The sequence below is a fragment of the Pedobacter psychrodurus genome (assembly GCF_032678585.1).
Lineage (GTDB): Bacteria > Bacteroidota > Bacteroidia > Sphingobacteriales > Sphingobacteriaceae > Pedobacter > Pedobacter psychrodurus_A.
Map to the genome: position 1 here is coordinate 25,862 of NZ_JAVTSN010000048.1, position 20,762 is coordinate 46,623.

Annotated in this window: 15 protein-coding genes; 4 read left to right on the top strand and 11 right to left on the bottom strand. The window is 39.5% G+C overall.

What is annotated here, in order from left to right; translation table 11 throughout:
- Positions 1 to 54: 54 nt before the first annotated feature.
- The 5 genes from R2S57_RS24755 to R2S57_RS24775 all read right to left on the bottom strand — a co-directional run bounded on the left by R2S57_RS24755 (position 55) and on the right by R2S57_RS24775 (position 8,121).
- The gene (locus R2S57_RS24755; protein ID WP_316847600.1) at positions 55 to 1,080 is read right to left on the bottom strand and encodes a porin; all 1,026 of its coding nucleotides are present in this window, start codon (positions 1,078 to 1,080) and stop codon (positions 55 to 57) included.
- Between the two features lie 36 nt (positions 1,081 to 1,116).
- On the bottom strand, positions 1,117 to 2,523 hold the full coding sequence (locus tag R2S57_RS24760) for an ammonium transporter (protein WP_316847601.1): 1,407 nt from the start codon (positions 2,521 to 2,523) through the stop codon (positions 1,117 to 1,119).
- Positions 2,524 to 2,870: 347 nt separating this feature from the next.
- Positions 2,871 to 3,818, bottom strand: a complete 948-nt coding sequence (locus R2S57_RS24765) for a TIGR01212 family radical SAM protein (RefSeq protein ID WP_316847602.1) — start codon at positions 3,816 to 3,818, stop codon at positions 2,871 to 2,873.
- A 513-nt stretch (positions 3,819 to 4,331) separates the two neighbouring features.
- Positions 4,332 to 5,999 carry an endonuclease/exonuclease/phosphatase family protein gene (locus R2S57_RS24770; RefSeq protein WP_316847603.1) on the bottom strand — a complete coding sequence of 556 codons (1,668 nt, stop codon included), beginning with the start codon at positions 5,997 to 5,999 and terminating at the stop codon, positions 4,332 to 4,334.
- 679 nt (positions 6,000 to 6,678) lie between these two features.
- A complete protein-coding gene (locus R2S57_RS24775; RefSeq protein ID WP_316847604.1) occupies positions 6,679 to 8,121 on the bottom strand; it encodes an APC family permease in 1,443 nt (480 codons plus the stop codon).
- A 278-nt stretch (positions 8,122 to 8,399) separates the two neighbouring features.
- On the opposite strand from R2S57_RS24775, the gene R2S57_RS24780 reads away from it, so the two are divergent.
- The 4 genes from R2S57_RS24780 (at position 8,400) to R2S57_RS24795 (ending at position 14,590) form a co-directional block, all read left to right on the top strand.
- Positions 8,400 to 10,646, top strand: coding sequence for a sodium-translocating pyrophosphatase (locus R2S57_RS24780; protein WP_316847605.1), 2,247 nt, complete (start codon positions 8,400 to 8,402; stop codon positions 10,644 to 10,646).
- A 140-nt stretch (positions 10,647 to 10,786) separates the two neighbouring features.
- On the top strand, positions 10,787 to 12,511 hold the full coding sequence (locus R2S57_RS24785) for an amino acid permease (RefSeq protein WP_316847606.1): 1,725 nt from the start codon (positions 10,787 to 10,789) through the stop codon (positions 12,509 to 12,511).
- A 101-nt stretch (positions 12,512 to 12,612) separates the two neighbouring features.
- Entirely contained in the window at positions 12,613 to 13,944 is a 1,332-nt protein-coding gene (locus R2S57_RS24790) for a porin (RefSeq protein WP_316847607.1), read from the top strand.
- Between the two features lie 79 nt (positions 13,945 to 14,023).
- A complete protein-coding gene (locus tag R2S57_RS24795) occupies positions 14,024 to 14,590 on the top strand; it encodes a MarC family protein (RefSeq protein WP_029274105.1) in 567 nt (188 codons plus the stop codon).
- 584 nt (positions 14,591 to 15,174) lie between these two features.
- On the opposite strand, the gene R2S57_RS24800 is transcribed toward R2S57_RS24795, so the two are convergent.
- The 6 genes from R2S57_RS24800 to R2S57_RS24825 form a co-directional block, all read right to left on the bottom strand.
- Positions 15,175 to 16,344, bottom strand: a complete 1,170-nt coding sequence (locus tag R2S57_RS24800; RefSeq protein ID WP_316847608.1) for an RsmB/NOP family class I SAM-dependent RNA methyltransferase — start codon at positions 16,342 to 16,344, stop codon at positions 15,175 to 15,177.
- Positions 16,345 to 16,374: 30 nt separating this feature from the next.
- The gene (locus tag R2S57_RS24805) at positions 16,375 to 17,586 is read right to left on the bottom strand and encodes an amino acid ABC transporter substrate-binding protein (RefSeq protein ID WP_316847609.1); all 1,212 of its coding nucleotides are present in this window, start codon (positions 17,584 to 17,586) and stop codon (positions 16,375 to 16,377) included.
- A 111-nt stretch (positions 17,587 to 17,697) separates the two neighbouring features.
- On the bottom strand, positions 17,698 to 19,227 hold the full coding sequence (gene guaA, locus R2S57_RS24810) for a glutamine-hydrolyzing GMP synthase (RefSeq protein WP_316847610.1): 1,530 nt from the start codon (positions 19,225 to 19,227) through the stop codon (positions 17,698 to 17,700).
- Between the two features lie 167 nt (positions 19,228 to 19,394).
- Entirely contained in the window at positions 19,395 to 19,793 is a 399-nt protein-coding gene (locus tag R2S57_RS24815; protein WP_316847611.1) for a type II toxin-antitoxin system VapC family toxin, read from the bottom strand.
- Entirely contained in the window at positions 19,790 to 20,023 is a 234-nt protein-coding gene (locus tag R2S57_RS24820) for a prevent-host-death protein (protein WP_316847612.1), read from the bottom strand. The genes R2S57_RS24815 and R2S57_RS24820 overlap by 4 nt, the downstream gene beginning before the upstream one ends.
- 238 nt (positions 20,024 to 20,261) lie before the next feature.
- Positions 20,262 to 20,720 carry a dCMP deaminase family protein gene (locus tag R2S57_RS24825; protein WP_316847613.1) on the bottom strand — a complete coding sequence of 153 codons (459 nt, stop codon included), beginning with the start codon at positions 20,718 to 20,720 and terminating at the stop codon, positions 20,262 to 20,264.
- Between the last annotated feature and the right edge of the window lie 42 nt (positions 20,721 to 20,762).

A 20,762-nucleotide genomic window follows, 5' to 3' on the forward strand; every position in this document is an offset into this window, starting at 1 on the left:
AAAGCCGTTCCGATTTTACATCGGAACGGCTTAATAATTAACAATTTTATTTCCTTAAAAAGCGTAAACTGCCGCTAAAGAGAACTGGCCACCATTTGGTGCCGCCGCGCCACTTTTATTAAAGAAGGGTTTATCACTGTTATGGTCTAACCGCACCTCTGGGATAAAGGTTAAGCCACCTGATTTAATGTTTGCTGTAAGCGTTAGCGCTGTGAAAGAAGTAGCCGGAACCGCTCCCGCTTCTTTATACTTAAAGTATTCTCCCCTTAAACCTATAGTTACCGCATCTATCACTGCATATTGAGGATATAAAGCTCCGCCAACATAACTTCCCGGTACCGAACTATCCTTAATATCATAGTTAGCAGCATTTAAGCCTAACTTAAATTTTTCTGTAATTTGATATGCGGTTGTTAAATCGATAATGGTTCCATATCCACCAAAACCAGCACCCGATAGCGCATTGATATAAGCTGTCCAACCTTCAACCGGCGCAACCATTAACTGACCACCAACTGCAGAAACACCACGTGATGCACTGTACACATTCCAGTCGTTAAATAAACCAGCCATTAAACTTACTTTATCACTGAATTTATAAGTCGCTTTAATACCCGCATTTTGGAACGGACCATTGGTAAATAAATATGAAGTTGAATAGTTGAAGTTTCCAACCGGGGAAATTACTTCGTACCCGATAAATGTACCCATGTAACCAGCAGTCATGCTAAACTGATCCGTAAAATCATAGTTAACATATAAGTTCTGAATATTGAAAGACGAACCTCCCGAAGCAGCATCAGGAATAGATTGCGATTGTCCCCTTGGGCCAAAAGAAAGCTCACCAACAAATGAAGCTTTGCCTGTTTTTTTCTTCAAAGCAATATCAATCATACCTAATGATACCGAATTGTGATCCGTTACAAAAGATGTTTTTCCGTTTAATGGATTTTTAGCAAAATCATATTTAAAATACGTATCAACCGACCCTGAAATTTCAAGTGGTGATGTAGTGGTCTCTTGAGCCAGGGCACACGTCGTGCTGGCCATTGCGAAAATAGCGGTTAAAAGTTTCTTCATGTTTGAGCTTGTTTTGAGTTTAGATATATAAAATCCTTAAGATACTGATTCGGTTAATGGACTGTTTTTTTCGATATAGATCGCTCTTTCTTCAACCAACAAAGTACCTTGAGAGTATTTCTCGTCGTGTTGAGATGCATCAAGACCCATTTCTTCTTCTTCTTCTGATACGCGGATCGGTTGAATTAAGTTGATGAATTTGAAGATGATGAACGATACCACAAAACTGAAGAGGATTACGATTAACGCACCTTTTAACTGCGTTACAAAGAAGGCTGGGTTACCATAAAACAATCCGTCAGCACCAGCAGCATTAACTGTTTTTGTGGCGAACACACCTGTTAACAACATACCCACTATACCACCAACACCATGACAAGGAAAAACGTCTAAGGTATCATCTAAACTTGTTTTTTGTTTCCAAGAAACAACAAGGTTTGAGATTACTGCGGCAATAGCACCGATGAAAATACTAGATGGAATACTTACAAAACCTGCACCTGGCGTAATGGCTACTAAACCAACTACTGCACCGATACAAAAACCCAATACTGAAGGTTTTTTACCTCTTGCCACATCGAAGAACATCCACGATAAACCTGCAGCACCAGCCGCTGTATTGGTAGTTAAGAATGCTGAAACAGCTAAACTATTTGCGCCCAAAGCAGAACCTGCATTAAACCCGAACCAACCGAACCATAATAAACCTGTACCGATTAATACATATGGAATATTTGCAGGTGGAACTTCTTTGTGCTCCAAGTGAGATTTTCTACGTTTTAAAACCAATGCACCAGCTAAAGCAGCCATACCAGCAGAAATGTGAACTACGGTACCTCCGGCAAAATCCAATACACCCATTTTAAACAAGAAACCTTGTGGATGCCATGTCCAGTGCGCCAATGGCGAATAAACGAATATTGCGAATAAAACAATAAATAAGATGTATGAAGTAAAACGGATACGTTCTGCAACCGCACCAACCACTAAACCCGGGGTAATAATGGCAAACATTAATTGAAATACAGCAAATAAAGAAAGCGGAATGGTTAAATCTGCTCCTCCCTGAAGATGTGGTGCTCCAGAATTTACACCTTTAAAGAATAAAAAGGTAGATGGATTTCCGATAAAGCCACCAATGGTATCACCAAAGGCTAAACTAAAACCAACAACTGTCCATAAAACTGTAATAACTCCTGCTGCTACAACACTTTTAATCATTGTAGATAATACATTTTTACGGTGAACCATACCACCATAAAAGAATGCAAGGCCTGGAGTCATTAAAAATACAAGCGCAGCGGCGATTAATATGAACGCAATATCAGGTGCACTATACTTGCCTTCATCAAAATTAGGAAGAAGTGGAATAAATAGAGCGAAAATTGCGACAATCATCAATATCGCAAAAGGCGCGTACTGTTTAAAGGAGAATTTACTCATAGTTTTTAGTTTAATTTGTTTGTATTGTTTAATTATTGATTAAATGTTTGATTTATTTTTCTAAAAATACGACTTAATGTAGTTTTTACACTATTTAATTGAAATATTTTAACAAAAACGAGTGATTTTTATAAAACAACACAAAAATTAAGGTCAAAATTAAAAATAACAAAAAATAAAGACGTTTTTAATGTAAGTTTTTAATAAAAACAAAATCACATATTAACCATCATTTATATGATTTTACCTAAAATTTATAAAAAATTAGCCTAAAAAACTCCCATATAACAGAAAAACCCATGAAATTTCATGGGTTTTTAAAAAAATTTTATAAAAAATTTAACTTTTTACGAAAAATAAGCAGAACCTTGAACCACGCCTCTTTTTTCGATTTCTTTATCCATATAGGTTTGAATTGCCGATTTGTTAAGTCCCCAGTTAGGTGCAATTAACAAATCCCAATCTGAAATCCCAAAAAGTCGCTGAATAACAATATCGGGCCGTAAAAGTGGGATCAATTCGCAAAGCAGATCGGTATACTCTTCTAAAGAAAAGAGTTTAAAAGGTTCCTTTTTATACTTCGCACCCATTATAGAACCTTCTACCACATGAAGGTGGTGAAATTTCACAAACTTGATCTGAGGGAAACGGTTAATTTCGTGGATATAACCATACATCTGTTCTCTGGTTTCCCATGGGAAGCCAAAAATGGTATGCACACACAAATCGAGCTTACTGTCTTTTAAAAGTTCTACCGCGGCAACGAACTCGCCATGACTACAACCCCTATTGATCTGATCGAGAGTTTCATCATAAATAGATTCCATCCCCATTTCTAAATCTACATCGAAGCGATCGGTATAACTTTCCAATAAAGCCACCTTTTCGGCGTCGATACAATCAGGCCGTGTACCAACCGCAAAACCAACAATATCTTCGGTATTCATAGATAAGGCTTCATCGTACATCATCTTTAAATAATGTACTGGCGCATAAGTATTGGTGTTCGGTTGAAAATATACGATATACTTATCGGCCTTATAAGAAGTTTTAGCCCTTAACATGCCTTCGGCAAGCTGATCTTTAATATTTGGATTTTTACGCGAAGGCTCTGGAGTGAAAGAATCTACATTACAATAAGTACACCCACCAAATCCTTTGCTCCCATCGCGGTTGGGGCAGGTAAAACCACCATCCACAATTACTTTAAATACACGCTGCCCTTTATACTTTTCACGTAAATGCGTACCGTAATTTTTATATCCCTTTATGCCTGAATCTACTAGTGTTCCCATTTAGCTACAAAAATACGGTTTTTGTTTGAGACGGAGGATGAGATTTGAGAGATTAGACATGAGATGTGAGATTAGGCGTACAATTTGGGTTTAGGGGTTAGGGGTTAGGGGTTAGGGGTTAGGAAAAACAACATGCAATGGACCTAAGTTTACAATAACAGTTCTTTTTATTTCTTTTTTTTAAGAAAAGCAATTACAGTATTTCATGGCAATGTTAGTCCCGCCACTGGCTCATACCTGCCCGTTCGTTCAGGCGGGCTCCTGCAGGCCTTAGGCGCGAGGCCGGTATCCGCCATGTCGGGTTTAGGTTGGTTAGTTTACTGCACAGATTTACGTTAGCTAAACCCGGTAGTAGCGAACACCTCGACGTAAAGTCGGGATAAAGCGGATAAGGGGACTGTCGGAACCGATTGAAACAGAACCCTGCTTTTCAAAAAACCACTAACAAACCCTGAGCATTGTAAACAAAACAGGAGCAACAAATGCTCCTGTTTAATAATAATCTACGCCCTACTATTTAAGTCGTTCGGCTTTTAACTCGGAAAGCTGAAAGCAAAAAGCATTCGGATACGCAGCCTCGTAAGTTGGATTTTGTTTTGCCTGTTTTACAAAGAAACGCCAATACCGATAAACTGATGTTGCAGTGGCCTGTAATTTAGGAGAGGTGGTATTTGTAGCCAGGGGACAGTATTGGGCGCCAGAAAAACTGGCCACATCTGTCCAGGTCCGATCGGCATCCGTGTACACATCTCCTTCTTTAGCCCAGGTATGGTTACCCGGCGCCTGGTTTGTAGCCTGGATGATAATAGATGTGGGCATGTAATCGGTTTTCGCACTTGTACGTGTAGTATACTGAAAAGCAACGCCCTTACTCGCTTTATCTACGCCCAGATCAACAACAATCCATTGCGGAACCGTAATTTGATAACTGTTCCAGAAGGTAGTAAAAAATGTTGTAGTATTATTATCAAACAAAGCAGCCACCGAACCATCGCCAGGCTGATAGGTGCTCACCCTTACATTACCCGTATTTAAAATAATAGGCTCGTAATTACTGGAAGCCGTAGTTGTTAATTCGAATGTAGAAAGCAACGCTTTATGATCGGTTGGCCAAACACCTAATGGCAACACAAAAGGATCCTGGGTAGTTTCAGTCGTACGCACATTCCGTACAATAGATTTATCGGGACCAACAATGGTTGAATTTTTTAGGGTAAGATTTGATGCCGGCGAAAAGAAAATATAATCGATACGTTCTCTTTCATCAGCATCGGGTGCCCATGTTAAACTGCTTACGGCTTTAGCAGGATTATCGGATGGATAGGTAAAGCCGGGGTGCGTAACCGGAGATGGATAAAGACTTCGGTAGGAATCTTTAAATCCCGCAGTATTTAAAATGCTTGTGGCATCCCAATTACAAAGTACTCCGTGATGGTCGTATAGATTTGCGGTACTGGCTACCCAATCAAACATCGAAGGCTCATTGAAATCGCCACCCAGAAAAACAATAGCCCCTTTATTTTTTTCAGTATTGGCATCACTGGTAAAGGCCCTGATGGCTTCATCCCGATACGAAGCAAGGTTCATTTGAGCAACCTTCGAAACATCGGTTTCTGGCCCGTTGGGCAACTTGGCCCATGTAACTCCACTGTAACCACGGGGCAGATAACAGGCATAGTTGGTATAATCTAAATGTGCAGTATAAGCTGCAATCCGCTGCCCGTCTATCAGGGCAACCAATTTATAAATTGAACCATGATCACTGCTAACCGGATAAATACTTGCACTTTCTACAATTGGATATTTGGAAAGGATACCCGAGTCATCTGAGCGGAAAGCATAATAGGTTAAGCCTTTTGTTTTTAATGATTGTACCAACCTATTGGTAAAATCTACATTATTGTAATTCCTGACCTCACTAAGGAACACAAAATCGGCGCCTGCCCTGGCCACCTCATTTACAATTGCATCATAGCCCCCGGTTACTGAAGTACCTTCCTGCCACACGTTGATCTGAAGAAATTTCAGATCCCTAACGGTTGTTACACCATTGGGGTCGGTAACAGATGTTATTTTTTTGTTTAACGAAGCCGGTATGGTTTGAGATTCATTAAACGTGCCTTTGGCACATGCGAATAAGCTCAATGCATAGCAGAGCCACAAAATTTTGTTTTTTTTCATATTAGGTTATTATATAGCTTAGATATTTGAATTTACACATTTACAATGTAACCTGTTTATGATTGCATGAAAAAGACACGAGATTTGAGAAGTGAGACGATAGATGGTTTAGGGTTTAGGGTTTAGGGTTTAGGGTTTAGGGTTTAGGGGTAACAACATGCAATGGACCTAAGTTTACAATAACAGTTCTTTTTATTTCTTTTTTTTAAGAAAAGCAATTACAGTATTTCATGGCAACGTTAGTCCCGCCACTGGCTTATACCTGCCCGTTCGTTCAGGCGGGCGCCTGCAGGCCTTAGGCGCGAGGCCGGTATCCGCCATGTCGGGTTTAGGTTAGTTAGTTTACTGCACAGATTTAAGTTAGCTAAACCCGGTAGTGGCGAACACCCCGACGTAAAGTCGTGATAAAGCGGATAACGGGACTACCGCAACCGATTGGCACAGAACCCTGCTTTTCAAATGTGGAAATGAGATAAGAGATTTGAGAGGATAGATATGAGACCTATGTCCGCGAAGATAACTCTAGAAACAAAAAACCCCGCAGATTTTAAAAACCTGCGAGGTTACTTAATAGATTATTCGTTCAGTCCTCCTGAACTTGTTTCAGGATCTATGCTAACGTTAAGCTGCTAAATAAATTCAGCGGAATGACCGTGCGTGCTCCTTAAATTAAATCAGATTAACTTTGCTGCTCTTTTTTATTAATAAAAAAGTAAACCGGCACGCCAAGCAAAACAATTACAAGCCCAGGCCAGGTATATTGTTGTTTATAAATCAAAAGCAAAATACAAAACGCTGCACCTATTAATAGGTAAATAATCGGTGTGATTGGATATAACCAGGTTTTGTAAGGTCTTTCTAAATTAGGTTGTTTTATCCGTAAATAAATCACACCAAAAACGGTGATCATATAAAAGAGTACGATAACAAAGGAAATCATATCTAAAAGGTTACCATACTGTCCGCTTAAACATAAGGCAGAGGCCCAAATGCCCTGCATCCAAAGTGAACGCTCAGGAACCCCGTTTTTATTGTTTTTAAGCGCTGCTTTAAAAAACATGCCATCTTTTGCCATGGTTTGAAAAACCCTTCCGCCCGCCAATACGATTCCGTTAACGCAACCAAAAGTAGAAATCATCACCAACAAGGCAATTACAATCGTACCAACACCACTCCCAAAAATCTGTTCTGAAGCGGCAACAGCAACACGGTCGTTAAGGGCAAAAGCAATACTATCCCTATTTAAAGTATTCAGATAGATAAAGTTGACCAATAAATAAAGGATCATTACCGCTGAGGTACCTAAAACCATAGCACGCACTACATTTTTTTTAGGGTTTTCAATTTCACCCGAAACAAAAGTTACGTTCTCCCAGGCCACGCTCGAAAATACCGAACCTACCATTGCAGCGGCAATGCCACCCATAATAGTCATTCCAGAAATAGATTCCCATCCTGATTTCAGAAAATTGCCACTTGCATCAGTTTTGAGATTATTGAAAGCAGCCCATCCATGCCCCATGTTATCAGCCCAGAAACTGTTCTTCACCAGAAAAAAGCCTAGAATAATCAAAGCAATTAATGCGATAATTTTAGATCCGGTAAAAATATTCTGCAATATTTTACCCCCCTCAACACCCCTGGTATTAATATAAGTTAAAAGTAAAATCACACCGATGGCCAAAATCTGTATCCAGGTAATTTTATAACCGCCACTTTGAAAAATGGGTGCCGCATCATTTAATGCAGGAATGAGATAGGCGGTAAATTTACCAAAAGCAACAGCAACAGCTGCAATAGTACCCGTTTGAATTACGGTAAACAGGCCCCAACCGTAAAGAAACCCCATCATTTTACCAAAAATCTCCCGCAGATAAGTGTATTGTCCGCCTGCTTTAGGAAACATAGAAGAAAGTTCTCCATATGAAATTGCGGCAGCAACTGTCATCACCCCGGTGATTACCCAAACCACAATCAACCAATAACCAGAACCCAGGTTCCGCATGATGTCGGCACTAACAATAAAGATCCCACTTCCAATCATCGAACCCATTACCAGCATTGTGGCATCAAAAAGGCTTAATTTTCGTTTAGAAGGCCCATCTTCCTTTTCAATTTTCATTTTAGTTGAGTTTAGTTTGGGGCTAATTTATTTAAAAAAAAGAAAATAGGATGCTGTTCTGCTGTATTATTTTAAGGAGGCGAAATTTTATTTAGCTCTCTTGTGAAAATTTTAATCACAAGAAGAATATTTTATTATCTTGCTAGATATAAGTGTAGCGTTCAACGCCTAACGTTTGGCGTAAAGCGTTTGCATGAATTAAACACAAACCGATTTAAACAGTTCATCAATTAAACAACAACGTAAACAACTAACCAAATATAAATTAATTATTGACTATGGATTTTTTACAAAACAATTTAATTTACTGTATTCCGGCGCTGGGCCTTGTCGGGATTATAGTTATGATGATTAAAAGCGCCTGGGTAAATAAGCAAGATGCAGGTGATAAAAACATGCAGGAGCTTGCGGGCTATATAGCCGATGGTGCTATGGCCTTTTTAAAAGCCGAATGGAGAGTGTTGAGTATTTTTGCTGTTTTTACAGCTGCACTTTTAGCTTATTCGGGAACCATTACCGAAATTAAAGGTGTTCCCATGCATTCGAGCTGGATTATCTCCATATCCTTTATTATAGGTGCAGTATTTTCTGCAACAGCTGGTTATATTGGAATGAAATCGGCTACGAAAGCCAATGTAAGAACCACACAAGCGGCTAGAACAAGTTTAAAACAAGCATTAAAGGTTTCTTTTACAGGTGGTACGGTGATGGGTTTAGGTGTTGCCGGACTTGCAGTTTTAGGTTTAGACGGCTTATTTATCGTGTTTCTACAGATTTTCCACGTAACCAACGCCAATAGCGTAGAAATGAGAACGGCTATTGAAGTTTTAACTGGTTTTTCTTTAGGAGCAGAATCTATAGCCCTATTCGCCCGTGTTGGTGGTGGTATATATACCAAGGCGGCTGATGTTGGCGCCGATTTAGTAGGAAAAGTAGAAGCTGGCATTCCGGAAGATGATGTACGTAATCCCGCAACCATTGCCGATAATGTAGGCGATAACGTTGGTGATGTTGCCGGTATGGGTGCCGATTTATTCGGTTCTTATGTAGCAACCATATTGGCGACCATGGTATTGGGACAAGAAATTACGGTAACCGATAAATTTGGAGGCATGTCTCCTATCCTTTTGCCAATGGTCATCTGCGGATTGGGTATTTTATTTTCAATTGTAGGTACCTGGTTTGTCACTATTAAAGACGATAAATCAAATGTTCAAACGGCTTTAAACTTAGGCAACTGGTCGTCAATCCTGATTACAGCAGTAGCTTCGTTCTTTATCGTAAAATGGATGTTGCCAGAAACGCTAAGCTTACGGGGTTACGAGTTTTCGAGTATTAATGTGTTTTATGCCATTATTGTGGGTTTGGTAGTAGGTACCATTATGAGTATAGTTACCGAATATTTTACCGCAATGGGCAAAGGACCTGTAAATTCGATCATTCAACAATCGTCGACCGGGCACGCCACCAATATTATTGCAGGTTTGGCTGTCGGAATGAAATCGACCGTTATTCCGATTTTGGTTTTAGCAGGAGGGATTATGTTATCGTATCACTTTGCAGGTTTATATGGCGTAGCCATTGCCGCAGCAGGTATGATGGCCACCACAGCTATGCAATTGGCCATTGATGCTTTCGGACCGATTGCAGATAATGCTGGCGGTATTGCAGAAATGAGCCAGTTACCACCAGAGGTACGCGAACGTACCGATAATCTGGATGCTGTTGGAAATACTACTGCAGCTACAGGAAAAGGCTTCGCTATTGCATCGGCGGCATTAACTTCTTTGGCTTTATTTGCTGCTTTTGTAGGGATTGCCGGTATTACTGCGATTGATATTTACAAAGCCCCGGTTTTGGCCGGGTTATTTGTTGGCGGAATGATTCCTTTTATCTTTTCTGCTCTTTGTATCCAGGCAGTGGGTAAAGCAGCAATGGATATGGTGCAGGAAGTTCGCCGTCAGTTTAGAGAGATACCTGGCATTATGGAATACAAAGCCAAGCCAGAATATGAAAAATGTGTAGCTATTTCAACCAAAGCTTCCATCCGTGAAATGATGATGCCGGGCGCTATCGCTTTAATTACACCAATCATTGTAGGTTTTACCTTTGGCCCCGAAGTTTTAGGTGGATTACTGGCAGGTGTAACCGTTACGGGTGTATTGATGGGGATTTTCCAGAGCAATGCAGGCGGTGCATGGGATAATGCCAAAAAATCTTTCGAGCAGGGTGTGATGATCAATGGAGAAATGCACTATAAAAAATCAGAACCACATAAAGCTTCTGTAACCGGAGACACCGTTGGAGATCCTTTTAAAGATACTTCTGGTCCGTCAATGAACATTTTGATTAAATTAATGTCTATCGTTTCACTAGTAATCGCCCCATATATTGCAGTTAAGGCAATTGCCAGTAAACATAAGCTGGAAGTTCCAAAAGAAATCAGAATTGAACCAAAAATGGATAGTTTGAGCAATGCAATTATGGATAGTTTGCCAAAAATGACGGATAGTTTAGGTCATTAGTTGTAAAAACATTGATAATTTAACTGCTAAAGGGATTTTTAACCAAAATCCCTTTTACTTTTCCGTAATTTTTAATTACGTTTGGAGCTGAATTTATTATTACCAAAAAACTATAAAACACTTTAACTAAACTTTTATTTATGAATTTTAGAAAGTCTATTGACTTACTTACGCAAGAAGCACAACAAAGTGGAGAAGGGACGCTCAAGCGGACCTTAGGGCCTACCAGCTTAGTTGCATTAGGTATTGGAGCCATTATTGGTGCGGGATTATTCTCCATCACAGGTTCTGCTGCTGCAAACAATGCAGGTCCGGCAATTACCATTTCCTTTATTATTGCAGCTATCGGATGTGCTTTTGCAGGCTTATGTTATGCAGAATTTGCATCGATGATTCCTGTAGCAGGTAGTGCTTACACTTATTCTTATGCTACCATGGGCGAATTTGTAGCCTGGATCATAGGATGGGATTTAGTATTGGAGTATGCAGTAGGTGCGGCAACCGTATCGATCAGCTGGAGCAGGTATCTCGTCAAGTTTCTCGGCTACTTTGATATACATCTCCCCGCGCAGATGGTCATGTCGCCATTTGATACTGCAATTTTAGCAGATGGCACAACAGTTTCCGGAATTCTTAATCTTCCTGCCATATTTATTGTGGTATTAATGTCGTTAATCCTGATCAAAGGAACTAAAGAATCAGCTTTTGTAAACGGTATTATCGTAGGTATTAAAGTCGTAATCGTATTCATTTTTATCATTTTAGGCTGGAAATACATCAACACTGAAAACTATACACCATATTTTATCCCTGCCGATAAACCAGGTCACCTGGATTTCTTTACCAATGGATGGGGTGGTGTAATCAGGGCTGCAGCAATTGTATTCTTTGCATATATCGGTTTTGATGCGGTTTCTACAGCAGCGCAAGAGGCGAAAAACCCTAAAAAAGACATGCCAATTGGTATTCTTGTTTCTTTGGTAATCTGTACCGTATTATACATCTTGTTTGCACACGTAATGACGGGTGTGGCCAACTATGATCTGTTTAGCGGTCAGGATGGAATTGCTCCTGTAGCGGTTGCTATCGATAACATGGGCGCGAAAAATGCTGCCGGTGTAGTCACTCCTGCTTATCCTTGGTTAAACAAAGCCATTATCCTGGCGATTTTAGGTGGTTATTCATCAGTAATTATGGTGATGTTAATGGGCCAATCGAGGGTATTCTTCTCAATGAGTAAAGATGGTTTATTGCCAAAAGTATTTTCTAGTGTTCACTCTAAATTTGGTACACCATCAAAAAGCAATTTATTATTCATGGTTTTCGTGAGTTTATTTGCTGCATTTGTACCAGCCCGTGTGGTAGGAGAAATGACCAGTATCGGAACTTTATTCGCCTTTATCCTGGTATGTATCGGTATCGTAATCTTAAGAAAACGCATGCCTGATTTGCCTAGAGCGTTTAAAGTGCCTTTGGTACCTTTAATTCCAATCCTTGGTGTTGTGGTATGTTTAGGGATGATGGTGTTTTTACCATTAGATACCTGGGTTCGTTTATTGGTATGGATGATTATCGGTATTAATGTTTACCTGTTTTATGGAATTAAAAACAGTGCGTTATCAGACAATAAGGTTACTACTTTAATCAGAAGCAATAAAGTGGTATCGTATGTTGGTTTAATTTTAGCTGTACTATTGGTAATTGTAGCGTTAATACACCACCATTTATCGTTACAAGCTGCAGAATTAGATCCTAAAACAACGGCTGATTTTGGATTGTATTATTTCTCTTTGGCTTTTGCTATTCTACACATCATTATTTATGCTTTCAGAATAATGAGTGCAAAATCTATTCAAGCTAAATAAATAAGCGTTTATTAATCATATTTAAAGCCCCGACTAAAAGTCGGGGCTTTTTTTGTGTTAAATAATTGTTAATAAAACTACCTTTGCAAAAAATCGATAACATGAACCGCCATTTTGCCAGATATAAAAGGGTATATTTTCTGATCATCGCATTTCTGCCGTTGTTTTCTTCCATAGGCTATGCGCAAAGAACCATTAACGACGTAATGGATTCTACAACGGTTAATCATTTGCTCATTATATCAAAGAAGTACGGCTCATTATCGTTTAGCGGATATTTACAGCCACAATTCCAGGTGGCACAATCAAATGGTACACAGGCTGAATATCAGGGTGGAAATTTTGGCGAGTTTACCAATAACCGGTTCAGGTTACGACGCGGTAGATTAAGGGCCGACTATATGCTTTTAACCGACGATGGTGCTCCCTCCACCTATTTTGTACTTCAGTTTGATGGTACTGAGCAAGGCGTAGCTGTAAGAGATTTCTGGGGCCGTTATTATGAAAATAAATGGAAACTATTCGCCGTTACCATGGGACTCTCAGGCCGTCCGTTTGGGAATGAGCTGCAATTATCTTCTTCGGTTAGAGAAGCACCTGAGCGTGGCCGGATGTCGCAGATTTTAATGAAAACAGAGCGTGATCTTGGCGTTACCTTTAGTTTAAATCCCCGCTGGAAGGATGCTAAACTCAAGAACTTTGTTTTCGATTTCGGTATTTATAACGGACAGGGTTTAGCGGGCGCAGGAGAGTTTGACAACAGTAAAGATTTTATCTTCAGGTTAAGCCATAAAACCTATGCCTTTAACAACTTTACTATCGCAGGTGGCATAAGCACCTTACAGGGTGGCTTAAACCATCGTTTGCCGGTAAGTTACAAAATGGACCGATCCAACGATCAATGGAGGATGGTGAAGGATTCGTCGGTTAACACAATCAATAAGGTTGCTCCCCGGAGGTATTATGGCGCCGACATCCAATTGGCGTCTAAAACTAAAAGCTGGAAATCGGAATTAAGGGCCGAAGTGGTATCGGGTCTTCAAACGGGTACTTCAACTACCTCAACAACACCTGGTTCCTACCCTGTTGATAGTAAGTCGGTGGCGCTGCCCTATTATACCAGAACCTTTAATGGTGCTTACCTCACTTTCGTACAAACATTAAATAGTACAGATAATCAATTGATCTTAAAATACGACTGGTACGATCCAAACTCGAAAGTAAAAGGCCTTGATATTTCCAGCGACCGCGGCCTATCTCCTGCCGATGTGCGTTTTGATACTTTTGGCTTTGGTTTTTTACATCATTTTAATCCTCATTTCAAGGCTGTGCTCTATTATGATATCATTAAAAATGAATCGACTCAAATTGAGGGTTATACTGCTGATAGAAAAGACAATGTGCTTACTTTAAGAACGCAGTTCTATTTCTAATAAATAATGGTTCAATTGAGGAATTGAAACAAATTCCGCTACCTTTGATTAAAATTGTCCCGCTATGAAATTCGATTTTATGACGTTCAACTTAAGCCAGATCCTATCGACTACGATGGTGCTCTTTGCTATTATCGATATTTTAGGGGCTATCCCTGTGGTGATCGAGCTGCGTAGAAAAGCAGGCCATATCGAATCGGAAAAAGCATCTCTTGTGGCTACAGGATTAATGATCCTCTTTCTATTTGTAGGAGAATCGCTCTTAAAAGTAATCGGATTGGATGTAGAATCTTTTGCCATTGCGGGATCATTTGTAATCTTCTTTATCGCCATGGAAATGGTTTTAGGGTTAACCATATTTAAAGAAGAAGCACCAGAAACCGTTTCAATTGTTCCCCTGGCTTTCCCTTTAATTGCTGGTGCAGGAACAATGACTACCCTGCTTTCGCTAAAAACAGAGTACCATACGCAGAATATATTGGTGGGTATTATCCTCAACATGTTGTTTGTGTATTTCGTATTGAAGAATACAAACAGACTGGAAAAACTTTTCGGAAAATCGGGTTTGAACATCCTGCGCAAGGCCTTTGGGGTAATTTTATTGGCCATAGCGATAAAGCTGTTCAGGAACAATACAGGGCTTTAGGGGTGGATGATGTGAGATGGGATATGGATGATGTAGATTAAGACGAGAATACGATATAAATGACATTCCTTCCATCAATCTGTAACAATAATTCCGTATATTCATCTAACAATAAAGCTCAAGATAATGAACAGCTTTGAAGAATATACCTTAATTATTGGAGCAGTAGCCGTTTTAATTGAAGCGGTGAAGTACTTCAGAAAGAATTTCAAATCCTGGTTTGAACACACTTAGGTTTAATTATAGTGTTGTCACCTTTATATGTAGCGCACGAGAAAGGTATGCAGTAAACCAAGCCTAATATTAGCTTACCGAATGTAATCCATTTTAACGTCTATTTTGCAACAAAGATGCTGAAACAAGTTCAGCATGACGATCGCTCGGGAAAATGGTACTAACAATGGCAAATTAATAAGCCACCTGATCTTAAAATCCTTTAATCCTGATTAATCCTGGCTCTTCCTATCCGATCCTACAATCATTTAATCCTGATCAATCCTGGCTCCTCCTATCCGATCCTACAATCATTTAATCCCGATCAATCCTGGCTCCTCCTATCCGATCCTACAATCATTTAATCCCGATCAATCCTGGCTCTTCTTAATCAACCTCGCCACAAACATCGTATCGGCATTATTTTCATAACCCTTGATCAATTCCATTTTTTCCAATTCTAATGGTAAGGTGTCGATCATATGCTGCACAACCGCTGTATTTTCAGCTTCAAAAGCAGAGCAGGTAATATAGATTAAAGGTTTACCGGGTTTCAAGTATTTCACAATGTTTTGCACAATACCTTTCTGAATTGCCGCAAACTGATTGATTTTACGTTCTTCGAAAAAAGTAAGCATTTCGGGCGTCCGGCCCCATGTTCCTGAACCGGTACAAGGCGCATCTAAGATAATTCCGTCAAACTGATAATGGTGCAAAACCTGATCATTGTTCTGCAAAAGATCCAGTTCTTTTTTATGGTATTTTTTAATTCCCGCCAAGCGGAAACGTTCATCCAGGTTCAAGAGTACGCTTTCCCGTAAATCCGAAACCAAAAGTTCGATTACCGGCTCAAAACTGTGCAATAGTAAGGTTTTACCGCCAGATGCAGCGCAGCAATCCCACCATTTGTCCCATTTATTTGGCCTAAAATATTCGCCGGTATGTTGCGAAGATAAATCCTGAACCTGATAACTCCCCTCTTTTAAAATCGTTTCCAATTTAGTCCCATTAGGTAAAGCCAGCGCAGTTTCGGAAATCGCTTTAACCGCAATGTTTTCTTCTTCCAGTTTAGAAATGATTGCCGGAGCATCTTCTACTGCCACCCTGATAAAAAGATCAGGTTGTTTAAAGAAAGAGGTAAAAAATGCTTCTTTATCCACATCACCAGAAAGTGCGGTGTTAAAAGGATATACCTGCCCCAGATCAAAGTCAGGATATTTAGCTTTAATCAGCGCTAATTTCTCTTCAAGAGGCAAATTAATGCGCTCTTTTAAGTCGGGCAGGTTTTTCTCTACAATGAGGCTAAGCGTATCATGGCACAAGAAATCGGCAATGCTCAAACGTTCTTCAGGCTGAAGTGCAGATAAGGCTTTCCCTAGTCTAAAAAAGCTATAAATATGACGTGTGGCCCATCTTCTATCCGATGAACCCATTTGTTTATGTTGCTTAAAATAAGCCGGCAGAAAGCGATGTAAAGGCAAACTTCCATCGTAACTACTTAAAATCTGTTCAAAGGCTCTTAACTGATGGTCTGCTCTCATGCAATAATTAAAATGGAAGAAATTTCTGGATTACTCAACTGGGCTTAGCGCAAAGTTTTTAAACTTCAACAGCATTAAACTCGTGTTAATATAGCCTAATTTTTCGTCATGGATAAATGAAAAATTATTATGAAGTCCTTTGTATTTTTCCTTTACGATATAGTCTTTATAATCTTCGCCGTAGGTGACCAATAACTTACCGAAATAATAACCAATATCGAATCCCTTAAAGGCATATTCCCCGGGCTCAAAACCATATTTATAACGGTATTTTTTGATAAAAGTAACTACATTACCGCTTTTGTAATCTATTTTATAGGATGAGCTGATAATGGTATTCAAATCTTGCAGTTTATCGGTAGGATAATTCTGTTTTACCCAGTTGGGGTGCCCAAATAGATTGATACCATATCCTCCGGTAGGCAAATTTTTCAACTTATACAATTTTTCTATTGTTGGCAATACAAAAGTACGATCGGATGAGGTAACCACCACCACGTACTGTTTGCCTTTGATCATTTTGGTTTCAAAGGTATAAGCTGAGGCATACTCTTGTACCAAAAACTTGGTATTACTCTGCAGATAACTTCTAATCGGTGCAGCAAATTGTTCATCTTCCGTTTTCTTTGGATTAATGAGGACTACGATAGTGTTCGCCGGATTAAAGCTTTTAGCGATATAAGAAGCAATTTTTTTCCCATGCAAACCAATATTGTTTACAATCGAAACCAGATTCGGATTATTAAACTCGGTAGGCTCAGTAGCCGCTAAAGGAGAAACAATAGTCGCATTATTCTCTTTTGAATAATTGGATATAAATTTCAATCCTTCGGGAAAAACGGGGCCAATAATTAAGTTGCTCTGTTTAAACCGCTCATTTTTATACAAGGTGGAGATATGCGCATTATCATCCTGCGTATCAAAAACATTCAGTTTAAAATTTAAACCTTGTGCCGCTGCAGAATCCAGTCCCAATTTAAAACCCTGATAAAAATCGATTGGCATGGCATATTTCTCGATTTCGGCTTTTGTAGCTGTTTTTAAGTTCAGCTCATCCAGCTTAAATGGAACAAGTAAGGAAACACTGGCTTGTGAAAACTTTTTGATCGGCTTTTTATCAGCAGGCTTTTCTTTTTCTTCAGGTTTCTTTGTTTCGGGTTTAGGGGTCCTGATTTTAGGCGAACAAGCACCCAAAAACAAAGTAAACAAAACTGGCAACCAATAAACCTTCTTGAAATTCATACCTATCATTTTTAACAAAATATGCTAGCAAAGTTTATTCCACCTTGCTAGCATACTATTTATTTTATACAGTTTGAACTGAAAACTCCAAACTGAAAACTCACAACTGAACTATTCCCACTCGATCGTTGCTGGCGGTTTAGAGCTGATATCGTACACCACTCTGTTGATGCCTTTCACTTTATTGATGATTTCGTTAGAAATTTTAGCCAACACTGGGTAAGGCAAATGACACCAATCCGCTGTCATACCATCAAGTGATTCAACCGCTCTTAATGCAATTACATTTTCATAAGTACGCTCATCACCCATTACACCAACAGATCTAACCGGTAAAAAGATTGCACCAGCCTGCCATACCTGATCGTAAAGACCTGCTTCTTTCAAATTATCGATATAAATTTTATCGGCATCCTGTAAGATAGCTACTTTTTCCGGGGTTACCTCACCAATAATACGGATACCCAGGCCTGGTCCTGGGAAAGGGTGACGGCCTAAAATAAACGACTCTAAGCCTAAAGCTGTACCTACTCTTCTTACTTCATCTTTAAATAAAGTTTTAAGTGGCTCTACAACTTTTAGTTTCATGAAATCGGGCAAACCGCCTACATTATGGTGCGATTTAATGGTTGCCGATGGACCTTTAACCGAAACCGATTCGATAATATCAGGATAGATTGTACCTTGTGCCAGCCACTTCACGTCTTGAATAAGGTGCGATTCTTCGTCGAAAACTTCGATAAACACACGACCAATAATTTTACGTTTTGTTTCCGGATCTTCTACCCCGGCCAACTGGCCCAGGAATTTATCCTTTGCATCAACGCCTTTAATGTTTAAGCCGAAATCTTTGTACTGCTCTAAAACACTTTCATATTCGTTTTTACGCAATAAACCATTATCAACAAATATACAGTGCAGGTTTGTGCCGATGGCTTTATGCAAGAGTACCGCTGCAACACTGCTATCAACACCTCCCGAAAGGGCTAAAACAACTTTATCATTACCAACAGTAGCTTTAATATCGGCGATGGTCGTTTCAACAAAAGCAGCAGAAGTCCAATCCTGGCTACAGCCACAGATATCAACCAAAAAGTTTTCTAAAAGGATTTTTCCATCAATGCTGTGCGTTACTTCAGGGTGAAACTGAATGGCATAAGTATCAGAGTCTTTGATGTGATATGCGGCCACTTTAACACTATCGGTACTGGCAATCAGCTCAAAGTTTTCAGGAATATCGGTAATGGTATCGCCATGACTCATCCAAACCTGTGAGTCGATGTTGATCCCTTTAAATAATTTATTCTCCTGGTTGACAAAATTTAAGTTGGCACGGCCATATTCGCGGGTTGAAGAAGGCTGAACAGCACCACCAGAGTGTTGGGCAATGTATTGTGCACCATAACAAACAGCCAATAATGGATATTTTAAATGGTACTTCGATAAATCGATTTGAGGAGCATCTTCCTGACGAACAGAGTATGGGCTACCCGAAAAGATAACACCTTTTACATCCTCGGTAATCTCAGGAAGATTGTTATATGGATATATTTCACAGTAAATATTTAGTTCGCGAACCCTACGAGCGATGAGTTGTGTAAATTGCGAACCAAAATCGACGATAATGATTTTTTCTTGCATCCGCAAAGGTACCAATTAGATATGAGATTTGAGATGGTAGATTTAAGATTTTTGGTGGAAAAAGCTAAGCGCCTGGAGCGTGGCGGTTAGGTTGGCCTACAGTTAACCGATTTAAACAATTAACCTATAAACCAGTAAACGAATGACAGATGAGCTAATGATAACAACTACCAAATCACTTTCAAGCCTGCTGATTGGTATTTATTGATGTCTTCATCTTTACTAATTAAGGTTATATCTTTTTGGATAGCCTGCCATATCAACATCTTATCAAAAGGATCACGATGCCAGCTGGCATTTAGCTGATGATAATTGGCCACATCGCCTGGCAAAAGAGGCAAAAGCTTGTATCCCGCCTCGACTGCAAGTTCAGGTAAAGCTTCTGGTATAATTTTTAAAATATCTAATTTATTCATTGAATGTTTCAAAGATATTTCCCAGAAACTAATTGTGCTAACAAGAATTGTATTTTTCTTATTCTTTAAAATCTCCAAACATGTCTCTGAGAGTTTAGTTGAGTACATTAATGCCCATACTAGCACATGAGTATCTAAGAGATATGTCATAGGCCCAAAAACTCCTCTTCCGTAATTTTAAAATCATCTTTGAATATTATTTCTGCTTTCCCATCGAGCATGCCTATTTTACGCTCGTTATTTTCTTCCAGATCAGGAACAAAATAACCAATAACCTCTTTTTTTCTTCCATAAGTTACTGCAATACCAATACCTGCTTTAACATCTTCAAGAACTTCAGAAAAGTGAGCTTTAAATTCCCCAACCGACATTGTTTTCATCGCTAATAGTTTTATAATCAAATATAAACAAAACTTGTCAAGTTGTCAAGATGTATTTAGATGATGTATTTAGATGACTTTCAGTTAACCGATTAAGCCATATAACTAAAAACCCGAAAGCTCGAAGTCAGTACCCCCTTCTTATACTTACGAAGTTATGCCCCACGCTACCCATGTTAAACTTTTTAAGGCGCCGCGCGATTCACCAATGAACCAATGACAAATAAACCAGTACCCCCTAAGATTCCATTAAAACTACTTCCACCCCAAACTTCCGTAAAAAATCTACACCTTCATCGCTGGGTAAACCTTTGTAGGCCGCATATGATTTCGAATAATACACCAGTTTAATACCAGAAGACAAAATTAACCTGGCGCAGGCAATGCAGGGCGACAAAGTAGTGTATAATGTACAACCTTCTATCTTCGACCCGTTTTTAGAGGCATACAGGATGGCGTTTTCTTCGGCATGTAAGGCCAAAGAGCAGCTTCCCTTACTATCGCGTGCACAACCATGCTCTGGCCATTCTTCATCGCAATTGTGTGTACCTGCCGGCGGACCATTGTAACCGATAGAAATAATTCTGGTATCTTTTGTTAGTACAGCACCAACATGTGCACGCACGCAATGCGAACGGGCAGCCAGATCGGTGGCCAGGTTCATAAATATCGAATCGAAGGAGGGTTTGTTAGTCATGTATAAAATTAAAAAAGCCACAGCGAATCGAATCGCTGTGGC

What these genes read in the sequence shown, in the direction of transcription:
- R2S57_RS24790 (WP_316847607.1), top strand. Translation starts at nt 12,613, where the DNA reads ATGAACCGCCATTTTGCCAGATATAAAAGGGTATATTTTCTGATCATC.
- R2S57_RS24775 (WP_316847604.1), bottom strand. Translation starts at nt 8,121, where the DNA reads ATGAAAATTGAAAAGGAAGATGGGCCTTCTAAACGAAAATTAAGCCTT.
- R2S57_RS24800 (WP_316847608.1), bottom strand. Translation starts at nt 16,344, where the DNA reads ATGAGAGCAGACCATCAGTTAAGAGCCTTTGAACAGATTTTAAGTAGT.
- R2S57_RS24805 (WP_316847609.1), bottom strand. Translation starts at nt 17,586, where the DNA reads ATGAATTTCAAGAAGGTTTATTGGTTGCCAGTTTTGTTTACTTTGTTT.
- R2S57_RS24795 (WP_029274105.1), top strand. Translation starts at nt 14,024, where the DNA reads ATGACGTTCAACTTAAGCCAGATCCTATCGACTACGATGGTGCTCTTT.
- R2S57_RS24770 (WP_316847603.1), bottom strand. Translation starts at nt 5,999, where the DNA reads ATGAAAAAAAACAAAATTTTGTGGCTCTGCTATGCATTGAGCTTATTC.
- guaA (WP_316847610.1), bottom strand. Translation starts at nt 19,227, where the DNA reads ATGCAAGAAAAAATCATTATCGTCGATTTTGGTTCGCAATTTACACAA.
- R2S57_RS24765 (WP_316847602.1), bottom strand. Translation starts at nt 3,818, where the DNA reads ATGGGAACACTAGTAGATTCAGGCATAAAGGGATATAAAAATTACGGT.
- R2S57_RS24755 (WP_316847600.1), bottom strand. Translation starts at nt 1,080, where the DNA reads ATGAAGAAACTTTTAACCGCTATTTTCGCAATGGCCAGCACGACGTGT.
- R2S57_RS24820 (WP_316847612.1), bottom strand. Translation starts at nt 20,023, where the DNA reads ATGAAAACAATGTCGGTTGGGGAATTTAAAGCTCACTTTTCTGAAGTT.
- R2S57_RS24760 (WP_316847601.1), bottom strand. Translation starts at nt 2,523, where the DNA reads ATGAGTAAATTCTCCTTTAAACAGTACGCGCCTTTTGCGATATTGATG.
- R2S57_RS24785 (WP_316847606.1), top strand. Translation starts at nt 10,787, where the DNA reads ATGAATTTTAGAAAGTCTATTGACTTACTTACGCAAGAAGCACAACAA.
- R2S57_RS24815 (WP_316847611.1), bottom strand. Translation starts at nt 19,793, where the DNA reads ATGACATATCTCTTAGATACTCATGTGCTAGTATGGGCATTAATGTAC.
- R2S57_RS24825 (WP_316847613.1), bottom strand. Translation starts at nt 20,720, where the DNA reads ATGACTAACAAACCCTCCTTCGATTCGATATTTATGAACCTGGCCACC.
- R2S57_RS24780 (WP_316847605.1), top strand. Translation starts at nt 8,400, where the DNA reads ATGGATTTTTTACAAAACAATTTAATTTACTGTATTCCGGCGCTGGGC.